Consider the following 14,708-nt stretch of genomic DNA (forward strand, 5'->3'; position numbering starts at 1 on the left):
GACGCTTTTTTATTTATATTGATTTCTAACTTACTTTAAAGGTGCTCCTGCCATTATTTCTGCATTTGCAAACTCTTCAAATTGCTTGAAGTTGTCTCTAAATGATTGTGATAATTTAGCTGCTGTCTTGTAGTAACCTTCGTCGTTATTCCAAGTTGATCTTGGGCTCAAGACTTCTGTAGGTACATTTGGACATGTTCTCGGTTGCTTCACTCCAAATACAGAGTGAATATGATAATTATCCTTATTTGCTGCTTCAAGGCTTCCATTCATCGCAGCACTAATCATTGCACGAGTATATTTTAATTTCATACGAGAACCAACACCGTAAGGGCCACCAGTCCATCCTGTGTTTACCAACCAAACATTAACACCTGCTTCTTGCATTTTTTTGCTTAGCATTTCAGCATATTTCGTTGGATGTAAAGGCATAAAAGGTGCTCCAAAACATGCAGAGAAACTTGGTAATGGTTCATCTATCCCTGCTTCAGTTCCTGCTACTTTTGCTGTGTATCCTGAAATAAAATGGTAAGCAGCTTGTCCTGGAGTTAACTTAGAAATTGGAGGCAAAACACCAAAAGCATCAGCAGTTAAGAAAAATATATTTTTAGGATTCTTTCCAATAGATGGTACACGGATATTATCAATATGGTGAATTGGATAACTCACTCTTGTATTTTGTGTGATAGATGTATTAGCAAAATCTACTTCTCCATCATCATTCATGACAATATTCTCAAGAATGGCTCCTTTTTTAATAGCGTCATAAATTTCTGGTTCTTGCTCTCGTGATAAATTAATCACCTTAGCATAGCAACCACCTTCAAAATTAAATACGGTATTTTCATTAGTCCATCCATGTTCATCATCACCAATCAAACTGCGGTCTGGGTCTGTTGATAAGGTCGTTTTACCTGTTCCTGATAAACCAAAAAAGATGGCAGTATCTCCATCTTTTCCAACATTTGCACTACAATGCATTGGTAAGGTATTCTTATATACTGGAAGAATAAAGTTCAATGCAGAAAAGATACCTTTTTTAATTTCTCCTGTATAGCCTGTACCACCAATAAGTGCAATTTTCTTTGAAAAGTTTAAAATCGCAAAGTTATGTTGTCTTGTTCCATCCACTTCGGCATCAGCCATAAAACCTGGCGCATTAATAACTGTCCATTCTGGAGAGAAATCTTTTAACTCATCTTCTGTTGGTCGTAAGAACATATTGTAAGCAAACATGTTACTCCATGGATATTCATTAACCACTCTAATATTAAGTTTATAATCTTCATCTGCACATGCATAACTATCTCTTACAAATACTTCTTTACCTGATAAATAATTAGTGACCTTATCATATAACTTATCAAAAGCATCTGGCTCAAAAGGAATATTTATATTTCCCCACCAAATACGATCTTTTGTAATATCATCTTTAACAATAAATCTATCTTGAGGAGAACGACCTGTGAACTCACCTGTTCTAACAGCTAAAGTGCCAGATGATGTTTCTTGACCTTGTCCTTTTGAGATTGTAAGTTCCTGCAGTTCGTCTGGAGACAATTGATATCTTACTTGAGCATTTTTAATTCCGTAAGTATCTAACGAAATCGTTTTCGTTGTATGTGTATGGTTTACCATAATTTGTTTGTGTTGTTTAAAGTGCAAAATTAAACATTATTTTAAAGTAGACTGCTAATTTTAAGATTTATCGGTCTTGGTTTTCAAAAAGTTTATCAACAATATAAACCAAGCCATAATTAATAGTAATCCGCCAATTGGAGTAATGAAACCTATTTGTTTAAAATCAAAGCCTGAAAGCTCATTTGTAGCTAACCCATAAATCGAACCTGAAAAAAACAAAACACCAAATAATACCAAATAAAAAATGATCTTTTTTGCTTTTTGATTCAATGCCGAATAACTTCCTATAAATAAAAGAAATAAGGCATGATACATTTGATAACGCACTCCTGTTTCAAAAGATTGTTGAGATTCTATCGAAATAATTGATTTTAAACCGTGTGCGCCAAAAGCTCCTATAACTATAGCTATTAGACCTAAAACACATCCTGTAACAAGAATTTTTTTGTTCATATATAAATTGACTTTTGGTTTTTATAACCCTTACTATTTAGTAAATTCGTGCTGAATTTATCTTAAAACAAAATTACTCAACTCAACCCATTATGCGAAAGATTTTAGTCATAGGTTCAGGAAAATCTGCATCTTACCTCATAAAATACTTATTAGATAAATCTATTGAAGAAGAACTTCATGTCATCGTAGGTGACATCAACATACTAAACGCTAAAAAATTAATTGGCGATCACGAAAATGCCAATGCTATTACTTTGGACGTTTTTGATAAATCATCTAGACAAACTGCTATTGAAAATGCAGATATCGTCGTATCTATGTTACCTGCGAGGTATCACATAGAAGTTGCAAAAGATTGTATCACCTTTGGAAAAAATATGGTTACTGCGTCATATGTAAGCGATGACATGCAAAAACTCAACAAAGCGGTAACTGAAAAAGGATTGGTATTTATGAACGAGATAGGTGTAGATCCAGGCATCGATCATATGAGTGCTATGCAGGTTATTGATAGTGTCATTGATAAAGGTGGAAAAATGGTGCTTTTCGAGTCGTTTACTGGTGGTTTGGTAGCACCAGAAAGCGATAATAATCTGTGGAATTATAAATTCACATGGAATCCTAGAAATGTTGTTGTTGCTGGACAAGGAAGTGCTGCAAAGTTTTTACAAGAAAACGCTTATAAATATATCCCATATAATAGATTATTTAGAAGAACAGAGTTTTTAGAAATTGATGGTTTTGGGCGTTTTGAAGCGTATGCCAATAGAGATTCTCTTAAATATCAATCTGTTTATGGATTAGATGATATCAAAACCTTATATCGAGGCACTATGCGTCGTGTGGGATTTAGCCGTGCCTGGAATATGTTTGTACAATTGGGTCTAACAGATGACAGCTACACTATTGATGATAGTGAAAATATGAGTTATCGCGATTTTGTCAACGCTTTTTTACCATACAGTCCTACAGATTCTGTAGAATTAAAATTTAGGCATGCACTCAAAATAGATCAAGATGATATTGTTTGGGATAAGCTCGAAGAATTAGATCTGTTTAGTAAAACCAAAATGGTTGAACTCAAAAAAGCAACACCTGCACAAATTCTTCAGAAGATATTAATGGATAGTTGGACCCTTAAAAAAGAGGATAAAGATATGATTGTTATGTACCATAAGTTTGGATATGAACTTAATGGCAACATGCATCAAATTGATTCCACTATGGTTACTATTGGAGAAGATCAAACCTACACTGCAATGGCTAAAACAGTTGGTTTACCAGTAGCAATTGCCACATTAGCGATTTTAAACGAAAAGATTACGACGCCTGGCGTTCAGATTCCAATTACAAGAGAAGTTTACGAACCTATTTTAAAGGAGTTAGAAGATTTCGGAATTCAATTTTCAGAAAAAGAAGTTCCTTATTTAGGCTATAACCCTTTAAACATATAAGATGTATTGCTTATGAAAATTGTCAATCAAAACATACAAATTGATGGTATCGATAAAAAGATACTACGTGCATTAATGGCAGATGCCAGAACACCAATTTTAGAAATTGCACGTTTGGTTGGTATTTCGGGAGCAGCCATACATCAAAGGTTAAGAAAGCTTGAGAAATCTGGATTAATTTCGGGTTCTAAGTTTGTTATCAACCCAAAGGTCTTAGGGTATACAACCATGGCATTTATTGGAATATACTTAGACAAGGCCATTAGTAATCCTGAAGCCGTTAAGCAATTACAAAAGATTCCCGAAGTTTTAGAATGCCATTACACCACAGGGAATTGGAGTATTTTTATAAAAATTCTTTGTAAGGACAATGAGCATTTAATGCATGTTCTTAATCGTGATATTCAATCAATTACTGGTGTTTCAAGAACAGAGACCTTTATTTCCTTAGACCAGCAAATTGAGCGGCAAATCAAAATATAATTGACTTTTAATTTATAAAAAAAGCGACCATAAAAGGTCGCTTTTTTGATTTAAGATCGATTGGTTATTATTTAATCGTTAACTTCTTAGTAATAGAATTACGTTCTGAAGAAATAGTCACTAAATACAATCCTGATGTCAATACCGAACTAAAGTCTAAATCTTTATCAGTTGTAATGCCTTCTAAATTTTGGGTCAAAATTGTACGACCGTTCAAGTCGGTTACCACTACTTTCTCTAAAGCAACACCCGAATTTTTAATCGTAATTTTTCCGTCTGAAGGATTTGGAAAAATATCGATACTTTGTTCTAAAGACACATCCTCTGTGCTTAGCGTATCAAGAATTTCCACATTAATATTATGGAATCCAAAGTCGTTTAAATCATCTGTATCCGTAGGATTGATTTTAATCTGTGTAATACTTAATGCATTTGCAGCATTAGTAATGGTCAATGTTCCTGCACCTAAAGGATAAGCCGTAGGGCTAGAGATGACTTCATCATCTTGATTGGTTACTGAAATTGTACCAGCTCCTAAGGTATCATAGTCAATACTATTCAAGTTAAAGTTAGTAGGCATTCCATTTTTGGTAATGCTCAATCTGTGTGGTGTAAGAGGATCAATGGCACTAAGAAAGAACACAAGGTCTCCACCTCCTAAATTGTCTAACTCCTCATTTCCTGAGTGATCAACAGTCAACACATAAGTATCTGGGCCGCTTACAATTGTTTCGGTAATTGTAGTGCCATTATCAGTCGCAGTATCAATAGTAAAGTTTAAATTTTGCGCAGTGCAAAACGATGAAATCAATAAGGTTAAAATGTAAAGTTTTCTCATAATATAAGTGTTTAATAAAATAGATTTGGAAGCTAAAGATAACATAATAAATCATCTAGCTTCCAATTATAAGGTCATTTAATAATTATTTTTTTTACTGCCGAACCCTTCTCAGAAGAGATTGTAATTAAGTATAATCCTGCTGATAATTCTGAACTCATTTCAAGATTATGGTCGCCAATAACTCCGTTTAGATTTTGAGTAACAATTGTTCGTCCGTTTAAATCTGAAACAACTACTTTTTCTAGAGCAATTGTCGAATTCTTTAAGGTGATGTCTCCATTTGACGGATTTGGAAAAATGGTAACATGATTTTCTAATAATGTACTTTCATCTACGCCAAGCGTATCTAGAATGTCAATATTAATGTTATGAAATCCAAAATCATTGAGATCATCTGTGTCTGTAGGAAAGATTCTAATTTCTGTAATATCAAAACCATTTGTTGGATTTGATATAAATAACGATCCAGCTCCTAAAGGATAAAATGTAGGACTCGAAATGACTTCGTCATCTTGATTTCGTACAGAAATTGTACCAGCACCAAGTGTGTCGTAATCAATACTATTGAGCTTAAAATTAATAAGATTCCCATTTTTAGTGATTTTTAAACTATGAGGTGTAAGTGGGTCTATTGCACTTAGGAAAAATACAAGGTCGCCTCCTCCTAAATTATCAAGTTCCTCATTTCCTGAATGCGCAACGGTTAAAACATAGGTATCTGATCCATTAACAATAGTTTCGGTAATATCGGTGCCATTATCAACAGCTGTATCGATTGTAAAATTTAGATTTTGGGCTACACTACTAAAGCTTAAAAACAGCGAAAAACACCAAACCATGGTGTTCAATAGTGATTTCTTTGAATAAGTGTAGTTTGTTTTCATAATAATAGAGTTTTATAACTAATGCAGAGTGTACTATAAAGCACACTCTACATTAATAATTAGTTAGCTTCTAGGTGGGAAAATACCTTCTAAAGCGATTATATAGTTTACCCCTAAATATGGTTGCATATTATCGTGAGCCTGGTTACCACCAGTATTATTTGTTTGAACGGCATCTGCCGCCATTTTTACATTTTTGGCTGACGCATATGATCCGCCTTCTGCTGGGTAAGCATTTGTTGGATCAGTTGTTCCTTGTCCACGTCCTACCGGATTTGTAGCTTCAATTGTTCCTGTATGGCTATGCGCAGGGATTTGAGTCACGTTTAATGTCACTCTATTCTCTCCTCCTTTTTGACCAAGTGATACAGGGTCAATTCCTGGTCCATTACCTGCGTGTAATGCTGCTCTACCTCTTAAATCTGGTAAAGCAAAAGTTGTTCTTCCGTCACCTCCATAAGTGGTTCCTAAAATTGAAAATAATGCAGTGTGACTTGCAATCGGTAATAATTGTCCGTCGCAAAGCGCCCAATTTCTTGGGGCGAAATTTCCTCCAAACATCATAATTTGTCCAATGTACTGTTCCATAATAGTCTAATTTTTTATATTGATTAATAGACTACAAATGTGGCAGTAAACCACTTATTTTTTAAGCGCAAAATCACTATAAGTTAAAAACACGTAGAAATACCTGTTTTTTAAAATAGGCTTCAATTTTAATTTCTAATTGAGTAGCTTTAAGGCATATTAATCAACAAAAACTAAATATTATGAGTGCATCAAGACCCTTAACAAGAACCCTTCAAGAAGGTAAAGATTGGACAGAAAACTGGCAAAGCAAGCACAAAACGCTGTCTAAAGCTTTTAGAATTCCGGTGGAAGATTTAATCGCCTGTTTTAATGAAATGAGCTTAAATTTCACTATAGATGCTAGTACCAAAAAGTTACAAATTGTGCCTGGAGCCTATGAATTCTCATTACGAGGTTATATGGCTATCGATTATGATGGCGAAGAAAAGCTACTAATTGTTGGTACAGAAACGACAGATGGAACACTTTATAAGGACATCACTACTGTTGATGGTGGGAAATCGGCTATTTACGATTTTACAACACCATGTCCCGCAGATTGTGACACTAAAAGTTTACTCTATCACAAAATAACTTCAGAAGCGTATTAATGAAATTAATAAATGTCATTTTTGAATACACAGGAATTATATTAATTTTTATTAATGCATTATTATATCTTATAGGCTACAAACGTTATAAAAACGTTTTAGCCTATAAGTATTTTAGCTGGTATTTATTTATTTCATTTATAGTCTCATTTACCGCTTTTGTCTATGCTAAATTTAAAATTACAAATTTACATTTTTCGCATGCTTACTTCATTAGCCAATTTCTATTACTCTCATTGTTTTACAGATCATTATTCAAGTCAAATCAAAAGAAGTATTTAGTGATTATTATGGTATTAGTCACTTTGATTTTGGCAATTCAGTATGCATTAAAACCAAGTTTGTTATATCAGTTTAATTTATTCGAAATATTCATTACCTCGTTTCCTATAGTTGTGTATGCTGCTATTCATTTATACAACTCTTTAAACACTGTTTACGTCTATAGTCTAATAAATGCAGGAGTTTTAATTTATATTACCTCAAGCACACTTATCTTTATTCTAGGTAATTATATATCTTATGAAGATATGAACAGCGACATTAAAAGAAATATATATTTAATAAACAAAATTCTCTATGTCGTATATTTAACTTTAATTTTGATACAATGGAAAACGAGTTTTCGGCCAGTCAAGAGCAAGTCATAGGAGCACTTGTTTATAGTATCATTTTTTTGGTTCTAGTCACTCTAGGACTCATACTGTTTTTCTATTATTCTCGTAAAAAAATTATTGAAAAAGAGGTCGAAAAGGTTAACATCAAACTTGACCATCAGAAAAAAATACTACAAACGACTATTAAAGTTCAAGAAGAAGAACGTAACCGCATTGCTCAAGACTTACACGATGCTATTAGTTCAAAACTAAACGTCGTGAGCCTAACGACTAATGTGTTAATTGAAGACGATACCATAGGTAACGAACACAAAGACGCCCTAAATCATATCCTTGATATCACCACCAGAACCTTGGAAAGCTCAAGAAAAATAGCCCACGAATTAATGCCACCAATCTTAGATAAGTTTGGTTTAAAAGTGGCTCTAGAAGAATTATTTGAAGAGTTTACGTCAAACACCTCAATTAAAATCAATCACCAAATAGAATCACTTGATCAGCTTGATAAAAACAGCGAGCTTCACGTGTTTAGGATTGCTCAAGAATTGATTAATAATGCACTAAGACATGGAAAGGCAGACCTGCTTCAAATGGAACTAAAAAAAGAAAAGCAAGGCTTTGAATTGGTTTTCAAAGATAATGGCATTGGATTCAATATCAATGAACACAAAAAGAAATCCGGAATTGGATTACAAAATATAAAGAGTAGAGTTGCAATCTTAAATGGGCAACTTTTTGTTGAGAGCTCGAAAAAAACAGGAAGTATATTCACAATTAATTGTCACTCTTATGGATACTAAAATCACAATCGCTGTAGCTGACGATGAACTCTTATTTAGACAAGGGTTAATCTCAATTTTAAGTAAGGAAAAAAACTTAGACATCTTATTCGATGCTGAGGACGGGAATCATCTTATGGAACAATTGCGTTCTGCAGAACAACTACCAGAAATTGTTATCACAGATTTAAAAATGCCTGGTCTTAATGGTGTAGAAACTACAAAACTCATACGAAAAGAATTTCCAGATATCAAGATCATAGCACTCACAAGTTACTTTAGCAAACCGTTTATTATTAACATGATCTCTATCGGAGCTGTGGCATATTTAGCAAAGAATAGTACGCCAAAATTAATGCTTACTACCATTAAAGAAGTCGCAGACAAAGGATTTTATTATGATGAACAAGTGATGAAATTTATCCATGAAGGTCTATTAAACAATAATGATCAAGTTAAAAAGTCTAACTTTGATACGACGTATTTTACGAAGCGGGAAAAAGAAGTACTGGATCTTATCTGTAAGCAATACACCACCAATGAAATTGCCGAAAAGCTCTTTATTAGCCCAAGAACTGTTGATGGCCATCGCAATAATCTCTTATTAAAAACCGAAGCTAAAAATCTTGCAGGATTAGTGGTTTATGCTATTCAGAATAAATTAGTGAATCTGGAAGAGCAGTTCTAATGGCAATAAAAAAAGCATCCTTTTCAGAATGCTTCTGTATATATTCTTCGGAAGAATTAATCTCTCGACATGAAAATTTGTAATACATACCAAAAAAGCAACATCAACGATGCAAATAATCCTAAAGCTGCAGGTATATAATCCTCGGTTGAATATTTGTGTACCATATTAGACGTTTGATATAAGATAGAACCACCTGCTAATAGGCACATGGCTACAGAGAACCATAAACCTAGATTAAATCCAAAAAGTATTCCAGCTACAATGAGTCCCATAGCAATAAAGAAACCAATCATTATTCCAGTTCTTAAAAACGAAAAATCTTTCTTGGTTATAAATACCACTGCCGATAATCCAGTAAATAAAGAAAGGGTTACAATAACCGCTTGATATAAAATATCACCACCATCATTCAAAAATGCAGTGGCTATATAGAGAAGTGGTACGAAAATAAAAGCTTCGGCTAAGATATACAGTCCATAAGCCAAGTATTGCTTATTCTTATCTGGTGTTTTCAAAGCCATTCCTTCGGCGTAATTGGTAATAAACATAAAACCACCAAGCATAATAAGCCATCGCCATCCTTGCGTCATTGACAATGCAAAATTAACAATAGTGTCACTCTGTAAAAGCATCCATTCAAACAAAATAAACACGAGTACACCTCCAGCAACATGAGCATACGTCTTTTTATAGAATGCTACACGATCAGTAGCAGACAAAGCGCTAATCATCAATTTTTCGTTAGTGTTTTCAATGGGGTTTTGATTGAAATTTTCCATAAGTACATTTAATTTTAGTTATATCGAAAGTAATAAAACAAAACCGAATCACGTGTAAAAAAACGTAATTCGGCTAAAATCTTATATGTATTTTTCTTTAATCGCTTCCGCCAAATACTTGGAGTGCCCAATATAAAAGTGACGCCAATGCACCTACAGCTGCAACCAGATACGTTCTTGCTGCCCATTTCAAAGCATCTTCAGAACCTTTATACTCGTCGGGAGTCACAACATTTTTGTTCTTTAACCAGGCTAATGCTCTGTTACTTGCATCATATTCTACAGGCAATGTAATAAAGCTAAACAAAGTAGCAAATCCCATAAATACGAGTCCAGCAACTGATACCCAATAGCCTAGACCAACACCTGCAGCAGCACCTAGAATTAAACCTCCAATGACCAACCAATGTGACATTCCTGAGGTAACACTAACAATTGGTACTAGTGCCGAACGCATTCCTAAAGCACTATACGCTTGAGCGTGTTGAACAGCATGTCCTACCTCATGGGCAGCAACTGCCGCCGCAGCAGCATTACGTTGATTGTAAACCGCTTCACTTAAATTGACTGTTTTATTTTTTGGATTGTAATGATCTGTTAGCTGACCTGCCACAGAAATAACCTCAACGTCCATAATACCATTATCTGCAAGCATTTTTTCAGCAACTTCTCGTCCGCTCATGCCATTGCGCAACTGTACTCTAGAGTACTTTGCGAATTTTTGTTTTAATTGATTACTTACCAACCAGCTTACCAATGCTATGGCACCAATTAGTATGTAATATCCCATCATTCCATTCATAATTTTAAGAATTAAATTGTTATTAATGTATTTACAAAAAGTAAGCCAATGGTATTGTTAGGGGAATTTTGTCAGTTATTGTTTTGTTAAAATCGCTTTTTGTATGACAGTCACAGGATAATTGATAACCTGAGGTGTGTCCTCATTGCCTTCAATGTTGGTCTTGTCATTCATATTAGAGAACACAATTTTAAACTCCATCTTATCATCATAAAAGGTTTCTGTGGTAGTCAATAAACTATTTTGAACTTCAAAAACACTATATAATGTGTTATCAATATAGTTAGCGGACAATATGATACCATTATTTTCATCGATAAGAAACTCGCCTTTAGATTTATTCTTCACTCTTAATATATAATCCTTTTCAACGGGTTTGTCATTAACAATATACACAAGTTTATAAGTGAAGACATCAAGAGAATCGGTGTCTTTAAAATGAAATTCCATAGGAATAGTCTGTTTCCCTTGCGGATTGGTAATTACCAAATCTCCTTGATATATACCTAAGTAATCATTTGGAAACACTTTGTCTTGAGCAAATGTTGACGTTGCAACTAACAGAATAACAAAAAATAAAAGACCTCTCATACTATATGTTTTAGTAAAAATAATGAAAGTTCTTAAGCTTATCAATCTTCTGAGGATACAACTGCAACTTCAAAAGCTAGATTACTTTCAAAAAAAACAATGAGTTGTCGTTCTCCAGATTTAAAGAAACTTGGGGCTTTTCCAATATCATAAGACACGTGATCCACTTCAATAAGGTTGTCTGCATCTGGGCTACCCAAAATAAAAATAACTTCTTCTTTAGTCTTTCCAATTAGCGTATCACTACTCACAATATGGTCTGCCATTTTATAACGCATTCGCGGATTAGTAATCCATTCGTCTCTATCAAATCGTTCTTCAAAAAGCCAGATAAGAGAATAACCGATAACAATTGCTGCAAAAAAGAACAGCACAACCTTATCGTATTTCTTAATCCTAAACATCTTAATTTTATCCTACTATATTAACAATTTTTCCAGGAACCACAATCACCTTTTTAGGCTCACGCCCTTGTAATTGTGCGATTGTCTTTTCATGGGCCATCACCGTTTTTTCGATATCATCTTTACTCATATCTAAAGGCAGTTCTAAGGTGAAACGCATTTTACCGTTAAAAGAGATTGGATAGTTCTTACTGCTTTCTACCAAGTGTTTCTCTTCAAACTTCGGAAATGGAGCTGTCGAGATCGATTGGTCATTTCCTAATTTACTCCATAGCTCTTCAGCAATATGAGGTGCATACGGCGAAATTAATACCAATAATGGTTCAAGAATAGCCTTACTTGTACATTTTTGTTGTGTCAACTCATTGGAAGCAATCATAAAGGTCGACACAGACGTATTGAACGAGAAGTTCTCAATATCGTCTTCTACTTTCTTAATCGTTTTATGAAGTGTTTTCAAGTTATCTTTTGAAGGCTCGGCATCGTTAACCTTTATGCCATTATCATCCACATACAATTTCCATAGCTTTTTTAAGAACCCATGAACACCTGTAATACCAGCTGTATTCCAAGGCTTAGCTTGCTCTAAAGGCCCTAAGAACATTTCATACAAACGTAGACTATCAGCACCATATTGCTCGCAAATCGCATCAGGATTAACGACATTGTATTTAGACTTGGACATTTTTTCGACCTCGCGAGACACTAAAAATGAACCTTCTTTTAATAAAAATTCAGAATTACTCAGTTCTGGTCTCCATTTTTCAAATTTATTAGCATTCAACTTATCAGAAGAATCAACAAATGAAACATCTACATGCACTTTAGAAACGGTAAAACCAATACCCTCAATTACCTTCGACATATCCTTAAAGTGATTTCTCAATGCTTCATATATCTCAGGAATATATGTATGAAGGGTTCCTTTATTTTGTTCTGGAATCCATTCTTTAAAAGGATGATTTTTAACAAATTCATATGAGGCAAAAACCTTATTATTGTAGATTTCTATAAAAGAATCGATTTTCCTTTTTTCCTCTTGAGTAAATTCATTTCCAGTTAACACATTAGCTAAATAATCGGAATGATTTTCAAGTGTTAATCTATAAACAAAAGCACTCGTCCCCAAGATCATCCCTTGATTAATCAGCTTTTTAAACGGCTCATCTACACCAACAAATCCTCTATCGTGCATAAACTTCACCCAAAAGCGCGAGTACAATAAATGTCCTGTCGCATGTTCGCTTCCTCCAATATAGAGATCTACATTTTCCCAGTATTTTAATGCATCTTCCGTAGCAAACACATTACCTCTATTCGCAGCTTCTTCCATATATCTGAAGAAATACCAAGAGCTTCCTGCCCAACCTGGCATTGTATTTAGTTCTAAAGGAAATACAGTTGTATCATTAATTTTATCATTAGGCACCACAGCATTACTTTCGGTACACCAAGCCCAAACATCGGCACGACCTAAAGGTGGTTCACCTTCTTCGGTTGGCAAGTATTTTTCCACTTCAGGTAATACAATTGGTAAATGCTCAAGTGCAATCATTTGTGGTTTACCGTTCACATAGTACACTGGGAACGGTTCGCCCCAATAACGCTGACGTGAAAACACAGCATCACGTAATCTATAATTCGTTTTACCTTCGCCTTGACCTAACTGTTCCAATTCGTAAATAGCACGTTTGGTCGCTTTTTTATAGTTCATTCCGTTAAGGAAATCACTATTGGCGATAACCGTATTGTCTTTATCTGAATAGGCTTCTTCGGAAATATCAACCCCTTCAAAAATATTAGGTATCGGGATATTGAAATGCTTAGCAAAATCATAATCACGTTGATCACCACATGGTACAGACATCACTGCGCCTGTTCCGTAACCTGCTAGTACGTAATCACCAATCCAAATCGGAATTGGTTCTTTAGTAAATGGATGCTCGGCATAAGCACCAGTAAAAGCGCCAGAAATGGTTTTTACATCTGCCATGCGATCGCGTTCGCTTCGTTTTGCTGTGGCTTCGATATAGGCATCCACTTCTGCCTTTTGAGCTGCTGTTGTAATTTTCGACACGAGATCATGTTCTGGTGCTAAGGTCATAAACGACACACCATAAATAGTATCAGGACGTGTGGTAAATACATCAATAACAGCATCATGATTGTTCACATTAAACGTTACTGAAGCACCAACCGATTTTCCAATCCAATTGCGCTGACTCTCCTTTAGCGAGTCGGTCCAATCAATGGTGTCCAATCCTTGAAGCAAACGTTCAGCATAGGCTGAAATTCGCATACTCCATTGGGTCATTTTCTTTCTAATCACAGGATGGCCTCCACGTTCAGACACACCGTTTACGATCTCATCATTGGCTAATACGGTTCCCAATGCAGGACACCAGTTCACTTCAGTTTTGGCTAAATAGGTCAGTCTGTATTTTAGCAACATATCTTGTTGTTCTTCCGAAGAAAAACCGTTCCAATCTTCAGCAGTAAACGCTGTAACATCATCATCACAAGCTGCATTTATTCTTGCATTTCCTTCGGCTTCAAAAACAGAGATCAATTCGGCTATCGGTCTTGCCATATTTGAATCTTTACAATAGTAAGACTCAAACAACTGAATAAAAATCCACTGCGTCCATTTATAATAGTCTGGATTACTCGTACGTACTTCTCTACTCCAATCAAATGAAAATCCGATTTGATCCAGTTGTCGTCTGTATGTTTTTATATTAGTTTCAGTAGTAATTGCTGGATGTTGACCTGTTTGAATAGCATACTGCTCTGCCGGCAAACCAAAGCTATCATACCCTTGTGGATGTAAGACATTAAACCCCTTATGACGCTTATAACGTGCATAAATATCACTTGCAATATAACCTAAGGGATGGCCAACATGTAAACCTGCTCCACTAGGATAAGGGAACATGTCTAATACATAATATTTAGGCTTGTCACTGTTATTTTCAGCTTTAAACGTATGGTTGTCTGCCCAATATTTTTGCCATTTGGCTTCAATCTCATTAAAATGATAACTCATGGTTTCTTTGCAAATTTAGACCGCAAATTTAAAGGTATTACAACACATTTAAAAGTTTA

15 protein-coding genes are annotated in these 14,708 nt (G+C 34.8%); 5 read left to right on the forward strand and 10 right to left on the reverse strand.

Going from position 1 to position 14,708, the window contains the following annotated elements:
• Nucleotides 1–30: 30 nt before the first annotated feature.
• A complete protein-coding gene (gene pckA / locus KWG70_RS01635; protein WP_230934246.1) occupies nt 31–1,638 on the reverse strand; it encodes a phosphoenolpyruvate carboxykinase (ATP) in 1,608 nt (535 codons plus the stop codon).
• A 60-nt stretch (nt 1,639–1,698) separates the two neighbouring features.
• The gene (locus KWG70_RS01640) at nt 1,699–2,094 is read right to left on the reverse strand and encodes a DUF423 domain-containing protein (RefSeq protein WP_230934247.1); all 396 of its coding nucleotides are present in this window, start codon (nt 2,092–2,094) and stop codon (nt 1,699–1,701) included.
• 92 nt (nt 2,095–2,186) lie between these two features.
• Between KWG70_RS01640 and KWG70_RS01645 the strand changes: the two genes are divergently transcribed.
• Nucleotides 2,187–3,551 (forward strand): saccharopine dehydrogenase family protein, encoded by a 1,365-nt coding sequence (locus KWG70_RS01645; protein WP_230934248.1) that lies wholly within the window; start codon nt 2,187–2,189, stop codon nt 3,549–3,551.
• 12 nt (nt 3,552–3,563) lie between these two features.
• Complete coding sequence (locus KWG70_RS01650) at nt 3,564–4,034, forward strand: Lrp/AsnC ligand binding domain-containing protein (protein ID WP_230934249.1); 471 nt, start codon at nt 3,564–3,566, stop codon at nt 4,032–4,034.
• Nucleotides 4,035–4,101: 67 nt separating this feature from the next.
• On the opposite strand, the gene KWG70_RS01655 is transcribed toward KWG70_RS01650, so the two are convergent.
• The 3 genes from KWG70_RS01655 to KWG70_RS01665 all read right to left on the reverse strand — a co-directional run bounded on the left by KWG70_RS01655 (nt 4,102) and on the right by KWG70_RS01665 (nt 6,347).
• Nucleotides 4,102–4,872, reverse strand: a complete 771-nt coding sequence (locus KWG70_RS01655; protein WP_230934250.1) for a T9SS type A sorting domain-containing protein — start codon at nt 4,870–4,872, stop codon at nt 4,102–4,104.
• A gap of 74 nt (nt 4,873–4,946) precedes the next feature.
• Nucleotides 4,947–5,759 (reverse strand): T9SS type A sorting domain-containing protein, encoded by an 813-nt coding sequence (locus KWG70_RS01660; protein ID WP_230934251.1) that lies wholly within the window; start codon nt 5,757–5,759, stop codon nt 4,947–4,949.
• A gap of 63 nt (nt 5,760–5,822) precedes the next feature.
• Complete coding sequence (locus KWG70_RS01665; RefSeq protein WP_230934252.1) at nt 5,823–6,347, reverse strand: phage tail protein; 525 nt, start codon at nt 6,345–6,347, stop codon at nt 5,823–5,825.
• A 182-nt stretch (nt 6,348–6,529) separates the two neighbouring features.
• Between KWG70_RS01665 and KWG70_RS01670 the strand changes: the two genes are divergently transcribed.
• The 3 genes from KWG70_RS01670 (at nt 6,530) to KWG70_RS01680 (ending at nt 9,024) form a co-directional block, all read left to right on the forward strand.
• The gene (locus KWG70_RS01670; protein ID WP_230934253.1) at nt 6,530–6,940 is read left to right on the forward strand and encodes a hypothetical protein; all 411 of its coding nucleotides are present in this window, start codon (nt 6,530–6,532) and stop codon (nt 6,938–6,940) included.
• Between the two features lie 610 nt (nt 6,941–7,550).
• The gene (locus KWG70_RS01675; RefSeq protein ID WP_230934254.1) at nt 7,551–8,357 is read left to right on the forward strand and encodes a sensor histidine kinase; all 807 of its coding nucleotides are present in this window, start codon (nt 7,551–7,553) and stop codon (nt 8,355–8,357) included.
• Nucleotides 8,347–9,024, forward strand: coding sequence for a response regulator transcription factor (locus KWG70_RS01680; RefSeq protein ID WP_230934255.1), 678 nt, complete (start codon nt 8,347–8,349; stop codon nt 9,022–9,024). The genes KWG70_RS01675 and KWG70_RS01680 overlap by 11 nt, the downstream gene beginning before the upstream one ends.
• Nucleotides 9,025–9,080: 56 nt before the next feature.
• Here the strand turns inward: KWG70_RS01680 and KWG70_RS01685 are convergent, their stop codons facing one another.
• From KWG70_RS01685 to KWG70_RS01705, 5 genes are all read right to left on the reverse strand, one after another.
• Nucleotides 9,081–9,806, reverse strand: coding sequence for a Bax inhibitor-1/YccA family protein (locus tag KWG70_RS01685; protein ID WP_230934256.1), 726 nt, complete (start codon nt 9,804–9,806; stop codon nt 9,081–9,083).
• A 97-nt stretch (nt 9,807–9,903) separates the two neighbouring features.
• Nucleotides 9,904–10,599: a zinc metallopeptidase gene (locus KWG70_RS01690; RefSeq protein WP_230934257.1), complete on the reverse strand. Its 696-nt coding sequence runs from the start codon at nt 10,597–10,599 to the stop codon at nt 9,904–9,906.
• 84 nt (nt 10,600–10,683) lie between these two features.
• On the reverse strand, nt 10,684–11,199 hold the full coding sequence (locus tag KWG70_RS01695) for a hypothetical protein (protein ID WP_230934258.1): 516 nt from the start codon (nt 11,197–11,199) through the stop codon (nt 10,684–10,686).
• Nucleotides 11,200–11,240: 41 nt separating this feature from the next.
• Nucleotides 11,241–11,603 (reverse strand): outer membrane protein assembly factor BamE, encoded by a 363-nt coding sequence (locus KWG70_RS01700; RefSeq protein ID WP_230934259.1) that lies wholly within the window; start codon nt 11,601–11,603, stop codon nt 11,241–11,243.
• 7 nt (nt 11,604–11,610) lie between these two features.
• On the reverse strand, nt 11,611–14,649 hold the full coding sequence (locus KWG70_RS01705) for a leucine--tRNA ligase (protein WP_230934260.1): 3,039 nt from the start codon (nt 14,647–14,649) through the stop codon (nt 11,611–11,613).
• Nucleotides 14,650–14,708: the final 59 nt, after the last annotated feature.

Origin of the sequence: Psychroserpens luteolus (assembly GCF_021032705.1) — a bacterium.
Classification (GTDB): domain Bacteria; phylum Bacteroidota; class Bacteroidia; order Flavobacteriales; family Flavobacteriaceae; genus Psychroserpens; species Psychroserpens luteolus.